Origin of the sequence: Bradyrhizobium sp. AZCC 1577 (genome assembly GCF_036924575.1) — a bacterium.
Lineage (GTDB): Bacteria > Pseudomonadota > Alphaproteobacteria > Rhizobiales > Xanthobacteraceae > Bradyrhizobium.
In genome coordinates this window covers 2,386,542-2,408,634 of record NZ_JAZHRQ010000001.1, presented here as the reverse complement: position 1 = coordinate 2,408,634, position 22,093 = coordinate 2,386,542, and the positions used below count along the sequence as shown (strand labels likewise).

The window sequence follows — 22,093 nt, the reverse complement described above, 5'->3', positions numbered from 1 at the left end:
GCCCGAATCACTGATTTGGTGCCGTACGCTCCTGTTCACGGCTAGATGTCGGGCGCCATCCCAGCCGGCGCACCACATAAAGGACCACGGCAATCGGTCGCAGCCAGCGGCCGACGACAAAGGTTAATTCCTCGGCGGATGACATGGCGGTCAGCTCCACGGCGTGGGCGGCGGCACCTTGTCGATCGCAGGAGGGACGTCGACGGTCTTGAAGTCGGCGGGGCTGACGATCTCGAGGTACTCCATGTCCTTCGAGTAATCGTACAGGTAATGCGTGATGCCCGGCCGCTGATGCACGACATCGCCGGCCTGCACCAGGGTCGACTTGTCCTCATACATGAAGCGCGCCCAGCCCTTGGTCATGATCACGATCTGGAATTCGCATTCGTGCTTGTGCCAGCCGGTGCCCTCTTCAGGCGGCAAGTCGGGGTTGGCCTTGACCAGGTGGCAAATCACCTGCCCGCCGGTGGCATCGGCAATGCCGAGATCGCGGTACAGGAAGAAGTCGCGCAGACCTCCGCCCTTGAACTCGGTCTCGCCGGGTTTGACGTGAGAGAATTTACTGACGATGGCCTGCTGGTTCATGGAAACCTCCACGGTTCGCGTTTACGGGACCGCGACAGGCGAAGAGCGTCCAAATTTTCGGCAGCGTCGCATCGTCGCGTTCACGGCTGCATGTTGCTATGCGAAATCCACGCCAGTCGCGCTGCAATGCAGCGATTTGGCCGACATCGGTGCAGCGAACCGCTTGGCCGGAGGCAGAAATCCGGTTTCGGCAGCGTGCGAAAAATGGCGAAAGGGTCGGCCGCACACAGATCACGACCGATACCGGCTTGAGCAAGCCTGCCCGTTTCCTGAGCCCCCTCAGGCGGCCATGGCCGCGCCAGGCCTGCCTAATATTCGACCTCGAGTTCCTCGATATCAGCCGGCTCGGCCTTGGCGGCCTCGATCCATTCCTGCATCTCTGGCATCGCCATGATGGTACTGGCGTAGGCCGCGAGGACGGGCTCGAGCTGGACGTCATAGGTCATGAAACGGGTCACGACGGGCGCGTACATGGCGTCCGCCATGGTGCGCTCGCCGAACAGGAACGGCCCGCCTGATTCCGCAAGGCATTCGCGCCAGATGGTGCAGACCCGGTCGATATCGGCCTGCGCGCGCGACCAGATCTTGAAGCCGGGGAAATAGCCCTTCAGGTTGACCGGCAGCGAGGCACGCAGGGTGGTGAAGCCGGAATGGATTTCACCGCAGATCGAGCGGCAATGCGCGCGCCGGATCCGGTCGGCCGGCAGCAGGCCGGCGTCCGGCATGGTCTCGTTGAGATATTCCGCGATCGCCAGCGTATCCCAGATGGTGGCGCCCTCATGGCGCAGGCACGGCACCAGGATCGACGACGACAGCAGCAGGATTTCGGCCCGCGCCGAGGCATCGTCGGGAGCGGTGATGACCTCCTCGAATTCGAGACCTGAGAATTTCGCGAGCAGCCAGCCGCGCAGCGACCAGGACGAATAATTCTTGCTGGAGATGGTCAGTGTCGTCGTCGCCATATGGCCTTCCCTCGAATCCCCAAAACGCCTTTGCCGGGCAAGGGCGGCCGACCGCGGCGCCGCCCAATGCCTGTGCGCCGGGCATTTGCGCAGCAAACCACGTGCCAGTTTTAGAGGCGGCCGGGCCCGCTGTGGCGTCGATATTGCATGGCGTTATGGGACAGGGGCTGTGTGAATGATGTCAATGATGTACCAAGCCTATCAGAACCACATGGACCTGACGTCGCCATGGCGGACCGGGGCGGCAGCGGCGCTCAGATATCTCAACCTGGTGCCGCAGGGCGTCTCCGACAAATTGTTCGGCCGGCTGGCCGCTTCGCTCGAACTGATCTCGCGCTCCTCCCTCACCTATCACCGGCCAGCCTATGGCATCGACAGGGTACTGGTCGGCAATCAGGAGCTGGAGGTAACCGAGGAAGTCACCTTCGCCACCCCATTCGGCTCGCTGCTGCACTTCAAGAAGGAGCTTGCGCCGGAGCAGCCGCGGCTGTTGCTGGTGGCGCCGATGTCCGGCCATTTCGCGACGCTATTGCGCGGTACCGTGAAGACACTGCTGCAGGACCACGACGTCTACATCACCGACTGGCACAATCCGCGCGACATTCCGCTTCGTGCCGGCCGGTTCGGGCTCGAGGATTACACCGATCACCTGATCACCTTCCTGGACAAGATCGGTCCGCGTGCGCACATGGTGGCGATCTGCCAGCCGTCGGTCTCGGCGCTGGCTGCGGCTGCCGTGATGTCGGAGGATAATCACCCCGCCCGCCCGGCTACACTGACCCTGATGGCCGGGCCGATCGACACGCGGATCCAGCCGACCAAGGTCAATGAATTCGCCAAGAGCAAGCCGATCAACTGGTTTGAAAAGAACCTCATCAATTACGTGCCGGTGCAGTGCAAGGGCGCGTTCCGAAAAGTCTATCCCGGCTTCGTGCAGCTCACCGCCTTCGTATCGATGAATCTGGAGCGCCACATCAAGCAGCACATCGACCTCGCCAATCATCTCGCCAGGGGCGAAAAGGAAAAGGCCGCGATCATCAAGACCTTCTACGACGAATATTTTGCGGTCATGGACCTGCCCGCCGAATTCTATATCGAGACTGTTCGCGACGTGTTTCAGGAGCATCTGTTGCCGCAGGGCAAACTGATGCATCGCGGCCGGCCGGTCAGCCCGGCCGCGATCAGGCGCATGGGCCTGATGACGGTCGAGGGCGAAAAGGACGATATCTGTTCGATCGGCCAGACGCTGGCGGCACAAGACCTCTGCACCGGCGTGCGCGCCTATCGCAAGGTGCACCACATGCAGGCCGGCGTCGGCCACTACGGCGTGTTCTCCGGCAAGCGCTGGAACAACGAGATCTATCCGCTGCTGCGGGACTTTGTGCATCTGAATTCGTGAGGGCTGGCGCACCGCTCTCTCCACGTCATTGCGAGGAGCAAAGCGACGAAGCAATCCATTGGCTCCTCGTGCGCCGAGAGATGGATTGCTTCGGTTCGCTCGCAATGACGGAGTGGCGGGTCTAGCCGTCCTCCCTCTCGCGCGCTAGCATTTGCCAAGGTCGACCGCTCAAGAGTCGTCCCAGGAGGATTTCATGATGCGGCTTTCAAAAACACTTCGCACACTCGCGCTCGCCACTCTCAGCGCACTCCTGCTGTCCGTCACAGCCACGGCTGCCGAGGTGCACGTGATGATCTCGGGCGGACTGTCGGCCGCCTACAAGGCGCTAGTTCCGGAATTCGAGCGCAGCACCGGCCACAAGGTACTGACGGCCTACGGGCCATCGATGGGTACGACCACGAATGCTATCCCGGTACGGCTGGAGCGAGGCGAACCGGCGGACGTCCTCATCATGGTCGGTTATGCACTCGACGATCTCGCCAAGAAAGGCAAGGTGACTGCCGGCACCAAAGTCGATCTCGTCAAGTCGCCGATCGGGGTTGCCGTCAAGTCAGGCACGCCGAAGCCGGACATCTCTACGGCGGATGCGCTCAAGCGCGCGCTGCTTGCGGTGAAGACGGTCGCCTATTCCGACAGCGCCAGCGGCGTCTACGTCTCGACCGAGATGTTCGACAAGCTTGGCATCAAAGAAGCCATGCAGGGCAAGGCGCGAAAAATTCCGGCAACCCCGGTCGGTGAAATCGTCGCCCATGGCGAGGCTGAGATCGGCTTCCAACAGATGAGCGAATTGAAGCCCGTGGAAGGCATCGAGATCGTCGGCCCGCTGCCGGACGAGCTGCAGAAGATCACGGTGTTTTCCGCAGGGATCGCCAGCGTCTCGAAGGAGCCCGACGCTGGCAAGGCGCTGATCAAGTTCCTCGCCTCACCCGCCGCGCGCCCCGAGATCGTCAAGAGTGGCATGGACCCGATTCCGGCGGGCGCGACGAACTAAAGCCCCGCAGGGCCTGGACACAAAATCGCGAAAACAACCCCATGCAAAGTAGGTTTGCGCCCCCACGAAAAGCCAGACGCGGACGGGGCGCCCTACCGATGCCCACCGTGCTGCATGGCGAGCAGCACGATCACGGCGAGCGCCAGCACGACCGTCGTGCTCTTCCAGAACAAGAGCGGATTGCGCTCGATCAGCGGCGTCCGTGACGTCGAGAGATAGTTGGCATTGGGATGGCGCAGGTCGAACAAGAATTCCGAAAAACTGTCGTAACGCTTGTAGGGATTGGAGTGCACCGCCTTTTCCAGCGTGCCGTCGATCCATTGCGGCAACTCGCGGTCGCCATGCGACGCCGGGCGGTAGACCAGCTTGTTGAATTGCGACCTGGTCCGCGCCTTTGCGATCTGCGCGCCGTAGGGCAGTTTTCCGGTCAGCATCTGGTAGGTGATGACGCCGAGTGAAAACAGGTCCGAGCGCGTCGTCGCCGGCTCGCCGAGGAAATATTCGGGGGCGGTGTATTGCTGGGTGCCGAGAATGTCATTGCGGATGCCGGAGGGCTCGCCCTCGACGACGCCAGTGATTTTCGTCGAACCAAAATCTATGATCTTCACGGTGCCCGTAGCATCGATCATGATGTTGTCGGGCCTGACGTCCTGGTGCAGCATCTCCTTGCGGTGGAAGGCGCGCAAGCCTTTGGCGATCTGCTCGACGATGCCGCGCACGGTCTCCAGGCTCGGCTTCGGATTGTCGATCATCCATTGCGTCAGCGTCTGACCGTCGATGTACTCGGTCGCGACATACAGGAAATTGCGCTTGCGCTGCAGCAGGCAGGGTTTCAGCACGTGCGGGCTGTCGATCCGCCGCGCCACCCACTCCTCCATCATGAACCGCTTCAGGTAAGCGGGATCGTCGCGCAAGTCGATCGACGGAATCTTGATGGTGACCACCGCGTCGGTTTCAATGTCGACGGCGAGATAGATATGGCTGCGGCTGGAGCCGTGCAGTTCGCGGACGATCCGGTAGCCGTCGAACACGGTGCGCGCCTCCAGAAGCGGCGGCAGCGGCAGTTCATGCGGCTGCGCGAACACTTCGCTGGCGGCGCCGTCGGGCACCTCATCGACGCGGACGATCTGGACGGTGAGATTGTCCTTGCTGCCAGCTTCAAAAGCCTGGTCGACAATCCCCTTGGCGGCCGCATCGAGATCGGCGCCGCCTTCATTCACCGCCTTTGCCATGCGACGGGCGCTAAGATGCTCGTAGATGCCGTCGGTCACGAGCACAAAGACGTCGCTCGGCTCGAGCCGCAGCATCTGGTAGTCGATCTCGATTTGCGGATTTACGCCGAGCGCCCGGCCAAGATAGCTCTGCTGCGACGAAATGACGATGCGGTGGTCGTTGGTCAGTTGCTCCAGCGTGTTGCCGGAGAGGCGATAGATGCGGGAATCGCCGATATGAAAGAGATGCGCCGTGGTCGACTTGATGACCATGGCGGAGAGCGTACAGACGTAACCGCGGTCCTTGTCATAGGCATACTGGCTGCGCGTCTGCGAATGCAGCCAGGAATTGGTCGCCTCCAGCACGCGCTGCGCCGAGGTGCGCACCGACCAGGATTCCGAGGTGCAGTAATAGTCGGTCAAAAACCCCTTGACCGCCGATTCCGCGGCGACCCGGCTGACCTTGCTCGTGCTGATGCCGTCGGCCAGCACGATGGAAATGCCCTTGAGGCTGAGCAGCGGCTCGTCCGGGATCAGGACGCCATGGAAATCCTGGTTGGTTTCCTTGAGGCCCTTATCGGAAAATTGTCCGACCGATATTTTCAGCTCGCGCGGCATTCCCGGCTTTCACGACAATGGGCCTCTCCCCTGACGAGGAGAGGCCCATCCTCGTCTTAAGATCAAGCGGCAATGCGCGAGGACGGCCGCGAAGATGCCGCAGCCGACGCGCTGCGCGACGGACCGGTCTTCACGTGAGTGGCGTAAAGTGTCAGCCCGGTGAAAGCGAGACCACCAACGAGGTTGCCGACCACGGTCGGGATCTCGTTCCAGACGATGTAGTCCCACCAGGTGAACTTGCCGCCGAGCAGCAGGCCCGACGGGAACAGGAACATGTTCACGATGGAATGCTCGAAGGTCATGAAGAAGAACAGCATGATCGGCATCCACATCGCGATCACCTTGCCGCTGACGTGGGTGGATATCATCGCGCCGACGACACCGGCCGAGACCATCCAGTTGCAGAGCATGCCGCGGATGAACAACGTCAGCATGCCGGCCGCGCCATGGTTGGCATAGCCGACGGTGCGGCTCTCGCCGATCGTGCCGATCACCTGTCCGACCTTGTCCGGCGGCTGCGACCAGCCGAAGGTGAACACGATCGCCATCATCACGGCGACCGTGAAGGCGCCGGCGAAATTGCCGATGAAGACGAGGCCCCAGTTGCGCAGCACGCCGCCAAGCGTCACGCCAGGGCGCTTGTCGATCAGTGCCAACGGCGCCAGCACGAACACGCCGGTGAGCAGGTCGAAGCCGAGCAGATACAGCATGCAGAAGCCGACCGGAAACAGCGCGGCGCCGACGATCGGCACGCCGGTCTGCACGTTGATGGTGATCGCAAACGCCGCGGCAAGCGCAAGGATCGCTCCGGCCATGTAGGCGCGGATGACCGTATCGCGCGTCGACATGAAGATCTTGGATTCTCCGGCGTCGACCATCTTGGTCACGAATTCCGAAGGCGCGAGATAGGCCATTCCAGTTCCCCTTTCGAGACAACGTTGAAGCGCGCCGGATGCTGCGCAGCCGTGCACCGATTGAATGAAAAATCTTGCCGTCCTCGTGCGCGACAGATCCCGCGCCGCCTTTGAGCGGCACAGAACGACGCAGGTCACGCCCGATCAGGAACGGAGGATGCGCGAGCTATCGTGAGGTGGTCCCGAAGACTGCTCGAAGCGCCTCACATGAGGCCGCTTGATCCCAACGCCTTCGGCCAACGCTGGCCTTGGCAATCCGAACGGACGGCAGTCGTCATTGACTGAGACAGGATTAAGCAATCGATGTGCCAACCCGAAATCGGGCCGCAGGCTCAAAAAGGCGCGTATTTCTACGTGGTTATGGCCCTATCGCGCGGGATCCGGACGAGAACAGATGCCTTGTATTTGTGCAATTGCACAGATGTTAGCGCCTGCCGGCTGCTCTCTCTGTCATTGCGAGCGGAGCGAAGCAATCCATGGCACAGCATAACGGATGGATGGATTGCTTCGTCGCTTCGCTCCTCGCAATGACGAACTACTTCGTCTGCGTCCGGATCGGCCGATCTTGCAGGCCGTTATTGTCGTAGGCCTTGCGCAGCGTGCCGTTGGAGATCGCTTCGTTCAGGAACTCTACCGCAAACGCCAGCGACAGCGGATGATTGGGCGGCACCGCCACCGCCGTCACGGTCTGCTTGAAGGTTTCATCCAGCACGCGCGTGCCCGGAATCCTCTTTGCCATCGCGTTGAGCTGATCGCGCGACAGCGCGAACGCATCGATCTCGCCATTCTTGAGCAGGCCGAAGATTTCGTCATAGGTCTGGTAGCCCGTGACCTCAGCGTTCTTCAAATGCGCGATCGCGCCGCGCATCGTGGTCGTGTTGTTGACCGCCGCGACCTTGATCCCGGGTTGATCGAGTGTCGCGAAATTCGTGACTGTCGAGCCAGGCTTGACGATGTAGGTCGCATCCGACACCTCATAGATCGGTCCGAACGACATCCTGCCCTCACGTTCCGGATCCTTCGGCAGGAAGGTGATGTCCCAGGCGCCCTTCGACGCCGCATCGACGATCTGCCCGGAATTGTTGTGCGCGACATATTCGACGGGGACGCCGAGTTGCTCCGCCATCGCCTTGCCGAGATCGACCGGCACGCCGGCATAACCGGTCTCTGTCCTGGTCGACCAGAACGCGCCGCCGGCCGGACTGATCGCGATCGCCACCCGCAGCTTGCCGGTCGGCGCAATCTCATCCTTCAAGGCATCGGCTGTAGCGGGCATCGTCATCATCACCGTCAATCCCAGCAAGAGACCGGCCGTTGCCGGCGAGAGTTGATTGAACATCGGTGCTCCTTTCCCAGCCGGCGGCTGGCGTCGCGCTCACCCCTTCACCGATGATCAGCGCTTCTTTTTTGCCGCAGCCGCACCTTTTGGAGCCGCAGCCGGTGTTGCCGGCTCGGCCGTTTCGAACTTGCCGATCGCCATGATCTGGACGCGCGCATTGGCTGATGATGCCGGACGATTGACATCCTGCAACTGTTCCTCGCCTAAACCAAGCGCCTGAAGCCGTTTCGGCGACACCTTGAAGGTGTTCACCAGAACGTCGCGGATCGATTCGGCGCGCCGCTGGCTCAGGATCAGATTGTGGTCGCGCCTTCCGGCGGATTCGACGTGATCGACGATCAGATAGCGGTAGGGCCGCGTCTTCGGATCTGTGAGCGCGTCCGCGATGCTGCCGATGGTCTGATAGGAGGCCGGCCGGATCAGGGAGGAATCCTGGTCGAACACGACGTCGACACGGATTTGCGGCAGCTTCGTCAGTTGCGGCGCGATCGGCGGGCGCTTCTGCGGCTGCGCATCCGCTCTTGCCTTGATGCGGTCGGCAGCCTGCTGGCGCAAGGCAGCCAGGTCGATATCCGACTCGGCTTCGACGGCAAGCTTCTCAATGATGTCCCCGCTCGACATGGCGGTTTGCGCCCGCCCCGCCGTTATCGGCAGGGCAAAGGCGGCCATGGCGCCCAGCACGAGACCGATACCGCACAGCTTTTCTCCCCCAAGCATCAGCGATACCCCGCGGCGCTGATCGCCTTATTGCAGTTCGGGGTCGCCTTCTGGGTGGATTCCAGCAGGCATTGCAGACCCTTGACAGGATCGGTCCGAACCTCGCCGCAGAAGCGGTTCAATTCCCAATTGCACAGTCTCACAAGCGAGGTGCGCGCGGTAATGCGCTGCTGGATGGCGCCGAGGGCCTGGGGATAATCGGTCTTGCACTTCGCCGACACCACATCCTGATTGCGGCCCAGGCACTCCTTCAGGCGCGTCGCGTCGAGATTGACGCCGCGGCAATTGTCATCGATGTCCTTGCCGCAGCTCGCCGCCAACTTGGCCGCGGCCTCCTCGAATTTCATGGTCTGCGCCGTCGCCAGCGAAGGCATAATTATCGCAATGATGAACAGGAAAAGCCGGATTCGGGTCATGCACTCACCTCACACAAGGAGGGTGGCGATGGTCAAGTGTTCTGTTTGAGTTCACGGCCGCACAGCGGAGCTATTGCGCCGCAACAAATCGTCGCGGGTCGCAGGCGCCAGCACCTCCGTTCGTCATGCCGGCCTCGTGCCCGCCTTCCATGACGGAAAGGGTGCATGATCAATTGATTAGTGATGTCACGGCGCGGTTTGCGCGGCCGGTACCTTGATCTCCTGCGGCAGAATGATCGCCGCTACGATCACCAAAAGGCACAGCGCGCCGAATGTCTGCAGCATGGTGACGAAGCCGCCCTTTTCGTAGAGCCACGCCACCAGGCCGACCGAGGCGCCGGCCGCAGTGAAGCCGACGAAGTAGCGCACCGAGTAGGCGCGCGAGCGCCACTCCTCGGTGGTGTACTTGCCGACCATGGCGTCGTTGACGGTAACCTGCCCGAACGCACCCATCACGATGCCGATGGACGCGATGATCAGCGGCAGGTTCGACAGCGTCGCCGCGAAGTACATGAACGGCGCCAGCAAGAACGACAGCGGCAGCATCACGGCCTTCAGCGAATAATGGTCGATCAGCTTGCCTATGGTATATTGCGTCATCGCGCCGAACACATAGACGCCGGCCGCGATCACCCCGAGCAGGGCCGGACTGTTGGTCAGGCCGGCCAACCGCTCGGCGAACAGTTTCGGCATCGCCACGGTGATGGCGTTAAAGGTCGTGGATATCGCGATCACCACGATCAAAAGCGCCAAAAACACCCGCCACATGTCTTCTTTCGCAACCCGCGCCTGCGCTGCGGCCTGCCTGGTGCCGGTTCGGTCCTCGTGCACCACCATCAGCGCAAAGGCCGCGCCGATCAGGATCGTGACGATTCCCGGCGCGATGAAGGCCCAGCGCCAGCCGAGATACTGCCCGATCACGCCGGTGACCAGCGCCGAGGACGCCACGCCTAGATTGCCCCAGACGCCGTTCAGGCCCATTTCGCGGCCGAGTTTGTCGGCATAGGACACGATCATCGCGGTGCCGACCGGATGATAGATCGAGGCGAACAGGCCGATCGCCAGCAGTGCCGCGCCGAGTTGCAAGGGCGTTTGCACGAAGCCGACGGCGATCATCGACGCGCCGATCCCTGAGAAGAAGATCACCATCATGTGGCGCCGGCTCCAGCGGTCGCCGAGCCAGCCCGTGACCAGCGAGCCTGCGCCGAAGGCGACGAAGCCCGGGGTGGCGTAAGGCAACAGCTCCGAATAGGCCATGCCGAGCGCCGGGCCCATGATGATGACGGCGGCGGCAAAGATCAGCATCGAATAATGGTCGATGAAGTGGGCGGCGTTGACGAAAGTGATCACCCGGCTTGCGCTGTTCCTTGGGCTGTTCATGGTCGATTCCCGAATCCCGCAATTTTCCGAAATAGGTTATACGGGGTTGTCCTGACGGGATGTCGCCAATGAATATCGCCGAAAAGCCAATTGCCGCCATTATCGGGCGCCGCATCTCGACCGGCGACGGCATCCACATGATTGCGAACAGCTACCGGAAGGGCGTCCGGCTCGACACCCACATGCACCGCGAGGCGCAACTCGTCTATGCGGCGAGGGGCACCATGCAGGTGACGACGCCAAAGGGCCGCTGGCTGGTACCGCCGGACCGTGCGGTGTGGGTGCCCGCGCTATCGGAGCATGCGATCGACGTGCTCGCCGATATCGAGATGCGTACGCTCTATTTCGAACTCGACTGGCTGCAGCGCGAAGTGCGCAGCCACAGCCTGGATGCCGAATTCGTGGTGCGGGTGTCGCCGCTCCTGCATCAGACCATCCTGGCTTTGTTCGACGATCGCGGCGACCGCGAGCGAACCGAGCTTCTGCTGCGACTGGCCATGATGGAGCTCGACCAGGCCGAAGATTCGGCGACGTTCATCCCGCTGCCGCGCGAGCTGCGCTGCCGGCGCGCCGCCGACATCGTGCTCGCGGACCCAACCGGCGACCATGAGATCGAAACGCTGGCGCGCGAGGTCGGCACCTCGGTGCGGACGTTGTCGCGGCTGTTCTCGTCGGAGACGCAATTGAGCTTCAAGAGCTGGTGCCAGCGCGCCCGGATTGCAGCGGCGATCGAGAAGCTGTCGACGGATGCCGGCGTCTCCGTCAAGCAGCTTGCCTCGGATTTGGGCTATGCCAGCGTGCCGGCGTTTTCCCATGCTTTCCGGCAGGTTACCGGCAAAACACCGACGGAATTCGCGGGGAAGGAGTGAGGTAAACGACATTGTATTGACGTCATTACCCGCGAAGGCGGGGTAATCCAGTATTCCAGAGGCGGTGATGATTAACGAACAGGCCGCGGCGTACTGGATACCCCGCAGGAGCCTGTCATCAGGCTCGCCGAAGGCGATGGCGGGGCATGACGACCTGGACTTCTTGATTGTGATCGGCACCGACCTAAATCCCATGTAAGATTCCGCAAAACCCCCCGCTGGATTCGACCCGCCACATGGCCAATGCCTTTTTCTCCGATCTTCTCGCGACGATATCAGAACGCGGCCGTACACTGCTGCGGCGGGCCGGACCGTCCGACGACGGCCAGGACGCTTCGGAGCTGATCGAGTTATGTGAAGCGCTGCTGTCGGGCCGCGGCGAAGCATCCGGCACCGCGATGGCGCGCGAGGTGCTCGATCGCTACCACGATCTCGACGCCGCCGGCCGGCTCACCTTCTTCGAAACGCTGGCCCGCAACTTCGGCCCCGACCGCGAGAAGCTGTCGCAGGCGATCGAGAGCTGGCGCAGCCAGCCGAACGACAGCGATGCCAGCGACCTTCATTTTGCTTCCGAGCCGCGGCGGCAGGAACTGATCCGTCGGCTCAACCGTGCGCCCGGCGGCACCAGCGAGCTGGTGGCGATGCGCGCCGACCTGCTTTCCCTGATGAAGGGCAACAAGGATCTGGCCGCGCTCGACCGCGACGTGGTGCATTTGCTGTCTTCTTGGTTCAACAGGGGATTTCTCGTGCTGCGAAGGATAGACTGGTCGACGCCGGCCAATATTCTGGAACAGATCATTCGCTATGAAGCCGTGCACGAAATCCGCGACTGGAACGATTTACGCCGCCGCATAGATCCCGTCGACCGGCGGTGCTACGCCTTCTTCCATCCCCAGCTCAACGACGAACCGCTGATCTTCGTCGAGGTCGCGCTGACCGAGACAATTCCGACCGCGATCGCGCCGCTGCTTGCCGCCGAACGGCAACCGGTGCCGATCGAACGCGCGCGCACCGCCGTGTTCTATTCGATCTCGAATACGCAGAAAGGGCTTGGCGGCATTTCCTTCGGCAGCTTCCTGATCAAGCAGGTGGTCGAGGAGTTGCGGCGCGAACTGCCGAAGCTCGACACCTTCATCACGCTGTCGCCGGTGCCGGGCTTCATGCAATGGCTGAAACAGGCCGACGATGTTCCGCTGGGCGATGAGGAGCGGATACTGCTCGAAAGCCTCGACAAGCCGGACTGGTGGTTCGAGAACGACGAACTGACCGCGCAATTGCGCACCGTGCTGGAACCGCTGGCGGCGTACTATTTCCTGAAAGCCCGCACACCGAAGGGCCGGCTGGTCGATTCGGTGGCCCGCTTCCACATCGGCAACGGCGCCCGGCTGGAGAAGATCGACTGGCTCGGCGACCTCTCGCCCAAGGGCCTGCGGGAATCTGCCGGGATCATGGTCAATTACCTCTACCGGCTCGAGGACATCGAGAAGAACCACGAGGCCTACGCCAACCAGGGCGAGATCGCCGCCTCCAGCGCGGTGAAGAAACTGCTGAAGACCGAGGGGCGGCGGCTATTGGACATGCGGCTGTCGTAGGACGGCGCGGAGCCCTTCGCGATGACGGTCATTTGGAGCGACAGCCGCGACGGCGTGGACTGGCAGGAACTCGAAGCGCTCTATCGGGCCGCCCCGCTCGGCACCAAGAACGCGGCCGATCTCGAAGTGGTGTTCGGCAACAGCATGTTCTGTTGCTTTGCCCGCGACAACGGCCGCCTCGTCGGCGCCGGCCGCGTTCTGGCTGACGGACGCGATTGCGCGTATCTTTGCGACGTCGCTGTTTTGCCGAGCCATCAGGGTACAGGTCTCGGAAAACAGCTTATCGAAAGACTGCTCGCCCAATCACAAGGACACGCGAAGATAATCCTCTATGCGGTCGCCGGCCGCGAGCCGTTGTATGCGAAGTTCGGCTTCCTGCGGATGAAGACGGCGATGGCCATTTTCAGGAACAGGCAATCAGCCATCGAGAAGGGGTTGCTGTCCGAGGGCTGATCTGGGAATCCGCTTCAGGACTTGTACTCATAGAGCAACCGGGCTCGGATGGTGCCTTCCAGCGCCCGGATGTCCGCGAGCACGCGCTGGCCGTCGGCGGCCGAGGCATCGACGTCCAGCACCACGTAGCCGACGTCGTGCGCGGTCTCGTAATATTGCGCGGCGATGTTGACGGCATGACGCGCCAGCACTTCATTCAAACGCCCGAGCATGCCCGGCAGGTTGCGCTGCACCTGAATGAAACGCGTGCCTGACGGCCGCGGCGGCAATTGAACCTGCGGGAAGTTGACGGCGCCCATGGTCGAGCCGGAATCGCTGTAATCGACCAGCTTGCGCGCGACTTCGGCGCCGATACGCTCCTGCGCCTCCTCGGTCGAACCGCCGATATGCGGCGTCAGGATGACGTTCTCCAGGCCCTGCAGCGGCGAGACGAAGCGCTCGGAGTTCGAGCGCGGCTCGACTGGAAAGACGTCGACCGCGGCGCCGCGGAGCCGGTTTTCCCGCAGCGCCTCGGCGAGCGCCTCGAGGTCCACGACCGTGCCGCGGCTGTTGTTGATGAAATACGCGCCATGCTTGATCGCGCGAATCTCCTCGCGCCCGATCATGCCGTTCGTGGCGGGAGTTTCCGGCACATGCAGGCTCACGACATCGCTTTGCGTCAGAAGCTCATGCAGGCTCGCGGTCGGCTCGGTGTTGCCGTGACGAAGCCTGTCGGTGTGATCATAAAAGATCACCCGCATGCCCAGCGCTTCCGCGAGGTTGGAGAGCTGCGAGCCGATATTGCCGTAACCGATGATGCCGAGCGTCTTGCCCCTCACCTCATAGCTGTCGTTGGCCGACTTGTCCCAACGTCCCTCATGGGCGGCGTTGGAGCGCGCGACGATCCGGCGCAGCAGGACGACGATCTCGCCGATCACGAGTTCTGCCACGCTCCGCGTGTTGGAGAACGGCGCGTTGAACACCGGAATCCCGCTCCGGCGCGCGGCCTCAATGTCCACCTGGTTGGTGCCGACGCTGAAACATCCGACCGCGATCAGGCGGTCCGCAGCGTCGAGAACCTCCTTGGTGATTTGCGTGCGCGAGCGGATGCCGAGCAGATGCACCCCCTTGATGGCCTCTTTCAGAGCATCGCCCTCGAGCGCCTTGGACAGGCGTGTCATGTTGGAATAGCCGGCAGTCTCGATTATCTGCACGGCGCTGTCGTTGACACCTTCAAGGAGCAAGACGCGGATCTTGTCCTTCGCAAGCGAGAGTTGGGGAAGCGTGGTGGCCAAGATCGCGGCGTCCTTCAACGATGGATGAGCGGTAAACTGGCGGCCCGGAAATCCATGATCGGCGCCAGAGCGAATGCCCTGTCCAGGCCACCGATTCCAGTCTTTCCTATGGCATCCGGCCCTACGCCGCCAGCGCCTTCATCTCGGCATAGAGATCGGATTTTCCCTCCCGGCCATGGCGTTCGGCGAGTAGCCTGAACAGCGGCTTCCCTGCGATCTTCGCCACCGCGTCCCTTCTGCCGTCATTGCGAGCGAAGCGAAGCAATCCATCGAGCCGCGCATACGGACGGATGGATTGCTTCGTCGCTTCGCTCCTCGCAATGACGGTTGATGCAGATTTGGCTCAAGACTTCGCCTTGTCGCGGAAATACGGCTCCACCGGGCCGTGCACCTTGATGGTCAGCGGATTGCCGTAGCGATCCTTGGCATTGCCTGCGGTGACGCGCACCCAGCCCTCGCTGATGCAATATTCCTCTACATTGGTCTTCTCGACGCCCTTGAAGCGAATGCCGACGTCGCGCGCAAGGATCTCGGCGTTGTAGTACGGGCTGCTCGGATCGACCGAAAGACGGTCGGGGAATTGGTCGCTCATTGCTTTGTCGGTCTCGTTCACAGCAGTGCCTCGATTTCTCTTCTGATTCCCTCGGGCGTCGCGGTTGGGGCGTAGCGCCCGACCACCCTGCCCGAGCGGTCGACCAGGAATTTGGTGAAATTCCATTTGATCGACGGACCCAACAGTCCCGATTTCGCCTTCTTCAGATGGTTGAACAACGGATGCGCATGGCTGCCGTTGACGTCGATCTTGGCGAACATCGGAAACGTTACGTCATATTTGCCTGCGCAGAATTGCTCAATCTGCTTGGCGTCGCCCGGTTCCTGCCCGCCGAACTGGTTGCAGGGAAACCCCAGCACCGCAAAGCCGCGTGGCGCCAGTTCACGATGCAACTGCTCCAGGCCCTTGTATTGCGGCGTGAACCCGCAGGCGCTGGCAGTATTGACGATCAGGAGCACCTGATCCTCGAACCGCTTCAGCGGAATGTCTTCGCCGGTAAGCGACTGCGCCGTAAAATCATAAACGCCTGACATCGTCCTCTCTATTGTCACCGGAGCATGATCTTATCCGAAAACCGGTACCCACTTTTCGGGATCATGCTCTAGCTCGCCGGATCGATCGCTGCCGAGGGCGTTCCGCCGGCTTCCACCGCCTCGCCCGCGGCGAGACAGAGATCTTCGCGATAGCGCCCGGAAACCAGTTGCACGCCGACGGGAACGCGTCCGACCAGTCCGGTCGAAACCGTCAGCCCGGGCAGGCCCATGAAGGGAATGGCGATCTGCGGCAATTGCGCATGCCAGACGCGCGCAAACGACGCCTCATCCTTGCGGTCGAGCTGATCGGGGAACGGCAATTCGCCCGATACCGGCATCAGCAGCACGGCATATTGTTCGAAGAACCCCAGCCATTCGCGGGTCAGCGTCGCACGCCGTGTCAGCGCTTTCGACAGGTCGAAGGGATGCACTTTCGCGCGATTGCCGCGCAGGCACGCCAGCGCGCCGGGATCGCCTTCGCGCTCGGCGGCTTCCAACTGCGCCTCATAGCCGTCGCCGAGCCAGAGTTTCGTCTGCAGATCGGCGGCCTCGCGCAGCGGCGGCGTGTCGGCGATTTCCTCGACGATCCAGCCCGCGCGCTCGAGCCGCTTGCCGGCGTCCACCACCGCAGCTTTGACTTCAGGTACAGGATCAAGGCCGCCAGGGTTGAGGCACATCGCGACGCGCTTCGGCATTGCCGGCCCTTCGAGCGGCGCCGGCACCCACCAGGGATCGCGATAATCCTGCGCCGACATCGCAGCCAGCGCGATCCTGATATCGCCGATGGTGCGGGCCAGCGGGCCCGACACGGCGCTGATCTGCGGCCCGATCGGCCGTTCGGGGAGCGCCGCGTTGAACGCCGCGATGCGTCCCATGGTCGGCCGCAAACCGTGCACGCCACAGGCGTAAGCCGGATAGCGGATCGATCCCGCAATGTCGGTGCCGTGCGCGATATGACCGATGCCGGCCGCGACCGCCGCACCAGCGCCGCCGGACGAGCCGCCGGGGGTGATGCCGGGATCACGGGGATTCTTGGTGTCCCCATGGATGAGGTTGGTGGTGAACCAGCGATAGGAGAACGCCGGGCAATTGGTGCGACCGAGAATGACCGCGCCGGATTTACGCAAATTGTCGATCACCGGGCTGTTGCTCTTGGCGATCGCGTCGCGCTGCAGCTTCAGCCCGTTGGTGGTGGGAAAACCTTGCTGGTCGATATTGACTTTCACCGTAACAGGCACGCCGCCCAGCGGGCCGGCATCCTCGCCGCGCCCGATCGCGGCATCGATCGCGGCAGCCTGAGAAAGAACGTCCTCGGGCCTGTGGTCGACGACCGCATTGATTTTGGGATTGACCGCGTCGAGCCGCGCCAGCGCCGCGGTCGCAGCCTCTTTCGCCGAGACTTTTTTCGACCTGATCAGTGAGGCCATTTCCGCAGCCGACAGTCGCCATAGCTCTTGCATGCAAAACTCCATCCAATTGCCGCCCTTGTAGCGCCGCGCGCCGGGCAATGCCAGCGGGGCCGCCGCCCGGATCTAGCGCATACGGGCGATGTAATGGGCGAGATCGGCGGTCTGCTCCGGCGAGATCGGCGCCATCACGTCGGCCATGCTGGCGTCGTAGCCATGGCGGCTATTGTCTTTGTACTCGCCAAGCGTCTTGGCAAGATAATCCTCGCGCTGGTTGGCGATGCGCGGGACGTTTTCCTTGCCGGCGAGGTCGCCGTTATGGCAGCTATCGCAGCGATGCTGCCGCACCAGCGCCTGGCCGCGCTGCATCCGCGCCGGATCGCCATTTTCCCCTGGCGGCTCAGGCTTCGGCATCTTGGCGATGAAGTCCGAGAAAAGGCGGAGATCGTCGTCGGTCAGCGGCTTCGTGATCTCATTCATCGGCTCGAAGACGCGCAACTTCTCGCGGAACATGAAAAGCTGGATCAGCGTATAGGGCGCCTGCTGGCCGCCAAGCGACGGCGTTTTTTCGGTTTCCGATTGGCCTTTCTCGCCATGACAGGCGAGGCACGGCGCGATGCGTTGTTCGATGGTTTCGGCGCTTGCTGATAAGGCGATAGAGGCAAACGCCAGCGCCATTATTGTTTTACGCATCGGCCTTTTCCCGGCACTGTCGTCATTCCGGGGCGATGCGAAGCATCGAACCCGGAATCTCGAGATTCCGGGTCTGGTGCTTACGCACCATCCCGGAATGACTGCTACTCGCAATGACGGTTGTTGCTGGACTACGACTTCCCCGCCGTCTTCTGCTTGCCGTAGGTGATGCGATAGACGGCGCCGTTGTAGTCGTCGGAGACCAGCAGCGAACCGTCCTTCATCTGCAGCACGTCGACCGGACGGCCGATATACTTGTTGTCTTCCAGGAAGCCGGTGAGGAACGGCTCCAGCGACTTCATGGTGCCGTCCTTGTTCAGCTTGGCAATGACGACATCGCCGCCAACCTTCTTGGAGCGGTTCCAGGAGCCGTGCCGGGCGATGATCGCCGCGTTCTTGTAGGCTTTCGGGAACATGTTGCCGGTGTAGAAGCGCATGCCGAGCGCTGCGGAATGCGGGCCCAACAGCCCTACCGGCGCGGTGTATTCGTCGCAGGATTTGCCCCAGCCGAACTCGGGATCGACGATGTTGCCCTGCAGGCAGAACGGCGCGCCGAAATGTTCGCCGACCTTGGTGATCCGGTTCAGCTCGTCCTCGGGCACGTCCTCCGACATCCAGTCGCGACCGTTGTCGGTGAAGTAGAGCTGCTTGGTCTCCGGATGCCAATCGAAGCCGACGGTGTGGCGCAGGCCCCGGGCGATCACTTCCGCGCCCGAACCGTCAAAATTCATCCGGCGGAGCAGGCCATGCTCGTCATCGTTGAGCACGTTGTTGCCGGGCTGGCCGACCGGAGCGTAGAGCTTGTTGTCGGGACCGATGGCGATGAACTTCCAGCCGTGGGCCTCATCCTTCGGCAACTTGTCGAAGATCACGGTCGGCTTCGGCGGGTTATCCAGATTGTCTTCGACCTTCTCGATCTTGGAGATCTTGGACAGTTCAGCGATGTAGAGCGTGCCGTCCTTGAAGGCGACGCCGTTCGGCCGGTACAGGCCGGAAGCCAGCACCTTGACCTCGCGCTTGCCGTCCTTGTTGACGATGGCATAGACCTTGTCGACGAGGCGGCTGCCGACGAACACCGTGCCCTTGTCGCCAAGCGCGAGCGAGCGGGCATTCGCCATGCCGGCGGCATAGACCTCGATGTTGAAGCCGGCCGGCACCTTGAGCTTTGCCGTCGGCAGCTTGTCCGGCGCCGCGGGGATCGGCGGCGGCGCGATCGGCGCCAGCTTGGCGGCGGCATCGTTGCCCGCGGGACGTCCGATCAGCGGCGATCCCGGCGGAAGCGAGGGTGATGCCGCGGTACCGGCGGGCGGCGGCGCGCCGGCAGCCGGCGGCGTAGCAGGCTGCTGAGCGGCAGGTGGTTCGGCGGGCTGCTGGGCGGCAGCCGGCGGTTCGGCGGACTGCTGGGCAGCAGCCGGCGGTTCGGCGGACTGCTGGGCAGCCGCGCTTAGTATGAAGGCACTCAGGAATGCGCCGGACAGCAGCACGCTGCGCGGCACCGACAAATAGCTCATCATGGGCGTTCTCCCTGGCGGAAGCCTCTCTCTTCGCGCGGGCTCGCACCGGCGCCGGAGGCTTTCCCGGCCGGCACTCTCCAATATTTATCCGCCGGTGCGCAATCGCAAAACTTGCGCCCGGAAGTTGCATCGCAAAACCGAGCGAACACGAAGCTCCGACGCCGGTACAGCGCGCCGTCAGTGCCTGGTGATAGGACCGCCAGGCGCATCTAGAATCGCTTCGGCGAACGGAAACTCCAGCACGATCTCGCCATCGTCGTCGGTGACTTCGATGGTGGCGCTGAGAAGCGCACCGTCGGCGCCATCGGTCTTGAGCAGTTCCCGGATCATGGCACGCGCCATTTCCCAGGCGCGATCGGGATCCCTGAGCACTTCGCCGTCGGGATCGGAAATCAGCTCATCGCCGATACGGGTGTTGAAGTAATATCGCGGCATCGGCGGAAACCTGGCTCCCAGTTGAGCCCCCGCAACCGGAAGGCCCATCTCACACGTTCTTTATCCGGAGCCGGCAGCGCTCCGTCGCACTCAGAATTGCCATTCGCGGTGGTGCGAACAACCGCGAAACGCTTGATCCCACGCTGTTTTGACCAAGGCCCTCCGCACAACTCCGTGACTTGTTCTTTGCGGCGCAGCATAAACAAATAGGGGTTCCAGGCAAAAGATTTAACTGGCGAACTTTTTGATCCGCAGTACTTTAACCAGCGAGGGCGGAAGTCGTCCGGTAGCAAAAGGAGCACCAAATGGCCTGGAAGGCACCGAAAATCGCCGAAGTATCGGTCGGCATGGAAATCAACATGTATATGTGTGCCACCCGCAAGTAAGCGGCAGCGCGTATCAAATCTCACGCAGGTGGACTTCCAGACCTGACGCGTTCCGCGAGTGCGGAATTGTGTCCGAGGCTGGTATCCACCTCGTGGCGTTTTTGGTTTGTATCTTTGAGTTTCGAATCTCCAGGAGACGGATCATGCTTCGCGTCGTCGTCCTGGGCGCCGCGGCTGGCGGCGGAGTTCCGCAGTGGAATTGCGGATGCCCGGTGTGCCGGAAAGCACGAAGCGATCATCCCGAATTGCGGAGCACCCAGGCCTCGATCGCGGTCAGCGCCGACGGGGAGCACTGGTTTCTCGTCAACGCCTCGCCCGACCTGCGCCAGCAGGTGACCGCAACGCCGCCGCTTCATCCCCGGGCTGGACAGCTCAGGCACAGCCCGATCGCCGGCGTGATCCTGACCAATGGCGAAATCGACGCCGTCGCGGGACTGTTGTCGATGCGCGAGGGTTCGCCGTTTACGCTCTATGCGCATGAACGGGTACTTGCGATTCTCAGATCCAACAGCATCTTCAATGTGCTGAACGAGAAAAACGTGAAGCGGCAGCCGATCGAGGTCGACAAGGCGTTCGAGCCGGCGCTGCCCGACGGCAAGCCGTCAGGCATTGAGGTGCTTCCGTTCGCGGTTCCCGGCAAGGGCGCGTGGTATCTCGAAGGCAAGGCGCATCCGGCAGGCGGCGACGGCGCGGGCGACACGCTGGGCTTGCGGATTCTGGACAAAGGAAGCGGCAAGTATTTCTATTTCCTGGCCGCCTGCGCACGCGTGACCGACGCTCTCAAATCGCGCCTTTCGGGCGCTGCACTGGTGTTCTTTGACGGCACCGTGTGGCGCGACGATGAGTTGATCGCAGCCGGCCTCGGCACCAAGACGGGACAAAGCATGGGCCATATTTCGATGTCGGGCGATCATGGCGCGATCGAGAGCCTCGCCGATCTCGACGTTGGAACGAAGGTGTTCCTGCATATCAACAACTCCAACCCCGCTCTGCTGCGCGGCTCGGACGAGCGCAAGGCCGTGGAGCAGGCAGGCTGGCACATCCCCGCTGACGGAACGGAGATCAAGCTGTGAACGTCGTCGCTGCACCCGCAATGACCGCCCTATCGATCGGCAAGGGCATTACGCTCAATAGCGCCGAGGAACTGGAGGCGACCCTCCGCCATATCGGCGCAACGCGCTATCACAGCTTGCATCCGTTCCATCGGCTGTTGCATGGCGGCAAGCTCAACAAGGGACAGGTGCAGGCCTGGGCACTGAACCGCTATTATTACCAGAGCACGATCCCGCTGAAGGATGCGATGGTGATCTCGCGGTTCCGCGACCGTGCGACCCGGATCGAATGGCGGCACCGCATCGAGGATCACGACGGCGATGTGGGCAGCGAAGGCGGCATCGAGCGCTGGCTCAAACTGACCGAGGGGCTCGGTCTCGACAGCGCCTATGTGGAATCGACCGAAGGCATCCTGCCGGCAACGCGATTTGCGGTGGAGGCCTATGTGCATTTCTGCCGCGACAAGACGCCACTGGAGGCCATCGCTTCCTCGCTTACGGAACTGTTCGCGCCGAACCTGCACGAGGAGCGCATCTCCGGGATGCTGCAGCACTATGATTTCGTCAATCCTGACATCATGAGCTATTTCAGCCGCCGCCTGACCCAGGCGCCGCGCGATGCCGGTTTTGCGCTGGAATACGTCAAGGCGAACGCAAAAACGCCGGCCGAGCGCGAGGCGGTCTGCAACGCGCTGATCTTCAAGACCAATGTGCTATGGGTTCAGCTCGACGCGCTGTATCATGCCTATGTCGAGGGCCACATACCGCCCGGGGCATTCGTGCCCCAAGGAAACTAACACG

The 22,093-nt window shown here is 62.4% G+C and carries 23 protein-coding genes; 8 read left to right on the top strand and 15 right to left on the bottom strand.

The features are described 5' to 3' along the window. Positions 1 to 150: 150 nt before the first annotated feature. Positions 151 to 585 carry a cupin domain-containing protein gene (locus tag V1278_RS11215; protein ID WP_334380748.1) on the bottom strand — a complete coding sequence of 145 codons (435 nt, stop codon included), beginning with the start codon at positions 583 to 585 and terminating at the stop codon, positions 151 to 153. Between the two features lie 308 nt (positions 586 to 893). Further along, the gene (locus V1278_RS11210) at positions 894 to 1,547 is read right to left on the bottom strand and encodes a glutathione S-transferase family protein (protein WP_334380746.1); all 654 of its coding nucleotides are present in this window, start codon (positions 1,545 to 1,547) and stop codon (positions 894 to 896) included. Between the two features lie 175 nt (positions 1,548 to 1,722). Between V1278_RS11210 and V1278_RS11205 the strand changes: the two genes are divergently transcribed. Both V1278_RS11205 and V1278_RS11200 read left to right on the top strand, forming a co-directional pair. Further along, positions 1,723 to 2,946, top strand: a complete 1,224-nt coding sequence (locus V1278_RS11205; protein WP_334380745.1) for a polyhydroxyalkanoate depolymerase — start codon at positions 1,723 to 1,725, stop codon at positions 2,944 to 2,946. A gap of 196 nt (positions 2,947 to 3,142) precedes the next feature. Beyond that, positions 3,143 to 3,937: a substrate-binding domain-containing protein gene (locus V1278_RS11200; protein ID WP_334384153.1), complete on the top strand. Its 795-nt coding sequence runs from the start codon at positions 3,143 to 3,145 to the stop codon at positions 3,935 to 3,937. Positions 3,938 to 4,029: 92 nt separating this feature from the next. Here V1278_RS11200 and V1278_RS11195 read toward each other — a convergent pair whose 3' ends face one another. The 6 genes from V1278_RS11195 to V1278_RS11170 form a co-directional block, all read right to left on the bottom strand. Continuing rightward, positions 4,030 to 5,766: a bifunctional protein-serine/threonine kinase/phosphatase gene (locus tag V1278_RS11195; protein ID WP_334380744.1), complete on the bottom strand. Its 1,737-nt coding sequence runs from the start codon at positions 5,764 to 5,766 to the stop codon at positions 4,030 to 4,032. Between the two features lie 62 nt (positions 5,767 to 5,828). Further along, positions 5,829 to 6,680: a formate/nitrite transporter family protein gene (locus tag V1278_RS11190; RefSeq protein ID WP_065744419.1), complete on the bottom strand. Its 852-nt coding sequence runs from the start codon at positions 6,678 to 6,680 to the stop codon at positions 5,829 to 5,831. A gap of 535 nt (positions 6,681 to 7,215) precedes the next feature. Then, positions 7,216 to 7,962 carry a transporter substrate-binding domain-containing protein gene (locus tag V1278_RS11185; protein ID WP_334384152.1) on the bottom strand — a complete coding sequence of 249 codons (747 nt, stop codon included), beginning with the start codon at positions 7,960 to 7,962 and terminating at the stop codon, positions 7,216 to 7,218. A 111-nt stretch (positions 7,963 to 8,073) separates the two neighbouring features. Further along, entirely contained in the window at positions 8,074 to 8,736 is a 663-nt protein-coding gene (locus V1278_RS11180; protein WP_334380743.1) for an OmpA family protein, read from the bottom strand. After that, positions 8,736 to 9,152, bottom strand: a complete 417-nt coding sequence (locus V1278_RS11175; RefSeq protein ID WP_334380742.1) for a hypothetical protein — start codon at positions 9,150 to 9,152, stop codon at positions 8,736 to 8,738. The genes V1278_RS11180 and V1278_RS11175 overlap by 1 nt, the downstream gene beginning before the upstream one ends. A 186-nt stretch (positions 9,153 to 9,338) precedes the next feature. Further along, positions 9,339 to 10,532 carry an MFS transporter gene (locus V1278_RS11170; RefSeq protein ID WP_334380741.1) on the bottom strand — a complete coding sequence of 398 codons (1,194 nt, stop codon included), beginning with the start codon at positions 10,530 to 10,532 and terminating at the stop codon, positions 9,339 to 9,341. A 68-nt stretch (positions 10,533 to 10,600) separates the two neighbouring features. Here V1278_RS11170 and V1278_RS11165 point away from each other — a divergent pair, with 68 nt between their 5' ends. The 3 genes from V1278_RS11165 to V1278_RS11155 all read left to right on the top strand — a co-directional run bounded on the left by V1278_RS11165 (position 10,601) and on the right by V1278_RS11155 (position 13,446). After that, positions 10,601 to 11,401 (top strand): AraC family transcriptional regulator, encoded by an 801-nt coding sequence (locus V1278_RS11165; protein ID WP_334364553.1) that lies wholly within the window; start codon positions 10,601 to 10,603, stop codon positions 11,399 to 11,401. 236 nt (positions 11,402 to 11,637) lie between these two features. Further along, positions 11,638 to 12,993, top strand: a complete 1,356-nt coding sequence (locus V1278_RS11160; RefSeq protein ID WP_334380740.1) for a malonyl-CoA decarboxylase — start codon at positions 11,638 to 11,640, stop codon at positions 12,991 to 12,993. Between the two features lie 21 nt (positions 12,994 to 13,014). Then, entirely contained in the window at positions 13,015 to 13,446 is a 432-nt protein-coding gene (locus tag V1278_RS11155; protein ID WP_334380739.1) for a GNAT family N-acetyltransferase, read from the top strand. Between the two features lie 14 nt (positions 13,447 to 13,460). Here the strand turns inward: V1278_RS11155 and serA are convergent, their stop codons facing one another. From serA to V1278_RS11120, 7 genes are all read right to left on the bottom strand, one after another. After that, entirely contained in the window at positions 13,461 to 14,720 is a 1,260-nt protein-coding gene (gene serA / locus V1278_RS11150) for a phosphoglycerate dehydrogenase (RefSeq protein WP_334364556.1), read from the bottom strand. A 343-nt stretch (positions 14,721 to 15,063) separates the two neighbouring features. Next, positions 15,064 to 15,312: a DUF3297 family protein gene (locus tag V1278_RS11145; RefSeq protein ID WP_057841831.1), complete on the bottom strand. Its 249-nt coding sequence runs from the start codon at positions 15,310 to 15,312 to the stop codon at positions 15,064 to 15,066. 17 nt (positions 15,313 to 15,329) lie between these two features. Beyond that, a complete protein-coding gene (locus V1278_RS11140) occupies positions 15,330 to 15,806 on the bottom strand; it encodes a glutathione peroxidase (protein WP_334380738.1) in 477 nt (158 codons plus the stop codon). 68 nt (positions 15,807 to 15,874) lie between these two features. Then, positions 15,875 to 17,266: an amidase family protein gene (locus tag V1278_RS11135; RefSeq protein WP_334380737.1), complete on the bottom strand. Its 1,392-nt coding sequence runs from the start codon at positions 17,264 to 17,266 to the stop codon at positions 15,875 to 15,877. Positions 17,267 to 17,338: 72 nt separating this feature from the next. Next, the gene (locus tag V1278_RS11130) at positions 17,339 to 17,905 is read right to left on the bottom strand and encodes a c-type cytochrome (RefSeq protein WP_334380736.1); all 567 of its coding nucleotides are present in this window, start codon (positions 17,903 to 17,905) and stop codon (positions 17,339 to 17,341) included. A 131-nt stretch (positions 17,906 to 18,036) separates the two neighbouring features. Continuing rightward, complete coding sequence (locus tag V1278_RS11125; protein ID WP_442893668.1) at positions 18,037 to 19,419, bottom strand: PQQ-dependent sugar dehydrogenase; 1,383 nt, start codon at positions 19,417 to 19,419, stop codon at positions 18,037 to 18,039. 177 nt (positions 19,420 to 19,596) lie between these two features. Beyond that, the gene (locus V1278_RS11120; protein WP_028347078.1) at positions 19,597 to 19,854 is read right to left on the bottom strand and encodes a DUF6894 family protein; all 258 of its coding nucleotides are present in this window, start codon (positions 19,852 to 19,854) and stop codon (positions 19,597 to 19,599) included. 305 nt (positions 19,855 to 20,159) lie between these two features. Here V1278_RS11120 and pqqA point away from each other — a divergent pair, with 305 nt between their 5' ends. The 3 genes from pqqA (at position 20,160) to pqqC (ending at position 22,089) form a co-directional block, all read left to right on the top strand. Beyond that, positions 20,160 to 20,240 carry a pyrroloquinoline quinone precursor peptide PqqA gene (gene pqqA / locus V1278_RS11115; protein ID WP_082637312.1) on the top strand — a complete coding sequence of 27 codons (81 nt, stop codon included), beginning with the start codon at positions 20,160 to 20,162 and terminating at the stop codon, positions 20,238 to 20,240. 143 nt (positions 20,241 to 20,383) lie between these two features. Then, positions 20,384 to 21,313 (top strand): pyrroloquinoline quinone biosynthesis protein PqqB, encoded by a 930-nt coding sequence (gene pqqB, locus V1278_RS11110; RefSeq protein WP_334380734.1) that lies wholly within the window; start codon positions 20,384 to 20,386, stop codon positions 21,311 to 21,313. A gap of 20 nt (positions 21,314 to 21,333) precedes the next feature. After that, positions 21,334 to 22,089, top strand: a complete 756-nt coding sequence (gene pqqC, locus V1278_RS11105; protein WP_334384151.1) for a pyrroloquinoline-quinone synthase PqqC — start codon at positions 21,334 to 21,336, stop codon at positions 22,087 to 22,089. The last annotated feature ends 4 nt before the right edge of the window (positions 22,090 to 22,093 follow it).